This is a genomic window from Streptomyces atriruber (assembly GCF_001418325.1).
Taxonomy (GTDB): Bacteria; Actinomycetota; Actinomycetes; order Streptomycetales; family Streptomycetaceae; genus Streptomyces; species Streptomyces atriruber.
Window position 1 is genome coordinate 1 of record NZ_LIPN01000614.1, and the last position, 2,032, is coordinate 2,032.

1 protein-coding gene and 1 pseudogene are annotated in these 2,032 nt (G+C 77.0%); both read left to right on the forward strand.

The annotated features are described in order from the left end of the window. Window positions 1-26 precede the first annotated feature (26 nt). Window positions 27-272 (forward strand): AfsR/SARP family transcriptional regulator (locus tag AOK03_RS44730; RefSeq protein ID WP_244177946.1); only part of this gene is annotated, 246 nt, incomplete at its 3' end. Window positions 273-274: 2 nt separating this feature from the next. Beyond that, window positions 275-2,032, forward strand: a pseudogene (locus AOK03_RS39245) (ATP-binding protein); the annotation flags it as partial.

Here is a 2,032-nt window from a genome sequence, read left to right on the forward strand (position 1 = left end):
ATGTGCTGAGCGGGGAGAATGGGACAGTGCGATATTGCGTTTTGGGTGCGGCTCGAGCCGCTCGCCCCGATGGAAGCCCCGTTCCCGTCGGCGGCGCACGCCTGCGTGCCCTCCTGACGGCGCTCGCCCTGCACCCCGGCCGTCCGGTCCCCGCCCAGGCGCTGGTCGACGACGTGTGGAGCGGTGAGCCGCCCGCGGACGCGAGCGGCGCGCTGCAGGCGCTGGTGGGACGGCTCCGCAGGGTGCTCGGCGCGGGCGCCGTCGCCTCGGTGNNGCACCCGCGCCCTCGCGGACGGCGACGCGGTGAAGGCGGCCACGGCCCTGGACGACGCGCTCGCCCTGTGGACCGGCGAGCCCCTCGCCGACCTCCCCGAACGCACCGCGGACGCCGCCCGCTGGCGGGCCCGCCACCTCGACGCCCGGCGCGCCGGGATGGCCGCGGCCCTCGCCCTGGGCGACGGCGAGCGGGTGCTGCCCGAGCTCGCCGAGCTCTGCGACACCCACCCCCTGGACGAACCGCTGCAGGCCCTGCGGCTGCGCGCACTGCGCGCCACGGGCCGCGCCGCGGAGGCCCTCTCGGCGTACGAAGGAGTGCGGCGCGGCATCGCGGACCGGCTCGGCGCCGACCCGGGGCCCGAACTCCGCGCCCTGCACGAGGAGTTGCTGCGGGAGCCGCCCGCCGCCCCCGCCCGGGAGCGCGCGCCGGGAAACCTCCGTGCCCGGCTCACCTCCTTCGTCGGGCGCGAGGCCGACATCGACGCGCTGCGGGACGACCTGACGAAGGCGCGGCTGGTGACGCTCCTGGGACCCGGCGGCGCGGGGAAGACGCGGCTCTCGCAGGAGGCCGCCGAGGCCGTCGCCGGGGGCCTCCCGGACGGCGTGTGGCTGGCCGAGCTCGCTCCCGTCGAGAACCCCGCGGACGTCCCCGCCGCCGTCCTCACCGCACTCGGCGCCCGCGAGACCGTGCTGCGCGGCGCGGGCGCCGAGGAGATGCGGGCCATGTCGGAGCGGCACGGTGGCGAGGACTCCGTGGCCCGGCTCGTCGAGCACTGCGGAGCGCGCCGCATGCTGATCGTCCTCGACAACTGCGAGCACGTCGTCGAGGCCGCCGCCCGCCTCGCCGACGAGGTCCTGGCCCGCTGTCCGGGGGTGACGGTGCTTGCCACGAGCCGCGAACCCCTCGGCGTACCGGGCGAGTTGCTGCGTCCCGTCGAACCGCTGCCCGAGCCCGTCGCGCTGCGGCTGTTCGCCGAGCGCGGCGCCGCCGCGCAGCCGGGGTTCAGCGTCGAGGGGGATCCGGCGGCCGCCGCCGAGATCTGCCGCCGTCTCGACGGCCTGCCGCTCGCCATCGAACTGGCCGCGGCCCGGCTGCGGATGCTCACCCCGCGCCAGATCGCCGACCGCCTCGACGACCGCTTCCGCCTCCTCACCAGCGGCGCCCGCACGGTCCTGCCCCGCCAGCAGACCCTGCGGGCCGTCGTCGACTGGTCCTGGGACCTCCTGGACGAGGCCGAGCGGGGCGTCCTGCGCCGCCTCTCGGTCTTCGCGGGCGGCTGTGATCTGGCCGCGGCGGAGGAGGTGTGCGCGGAAGCGGGCGGTCCGCACGACGTCGCGGACCTGCTCGGGTCGCTCGTCGACAAGTCCCTCGTCGTCGCCGCCCCTTCGCCGCTGTCCGACGGCGGCATGCGCTACCGGCTCCTGGAGACCGTCGCGGAGTACGCGGGCGAGCGGCTCGACGAGACGGCGGGCCGGGCCGCCGCCGAGCGGGCGCACCTCGTGCACTACCGCGAGCTCGCCAGGACCACCGACCCCCTGCTGCGCGGCCGCGGGCAGCACGCCGCCGTGGAGCGGCTGGAGACCGAGTACGAGAACCTGCGCACCGCCCTGCGGCACGCGGTCGCCGCACAGGACGAGCAGGAGGCGCTCTGCCTCGTCCTGTCCCTCTGCTGGTACTGGCAGATCCGCGGTCTGCGCGTGGAGACCCGCAACTGGTCCCGTGACATCACGGCCCTCGGCCCCGACCCCTTCGCCC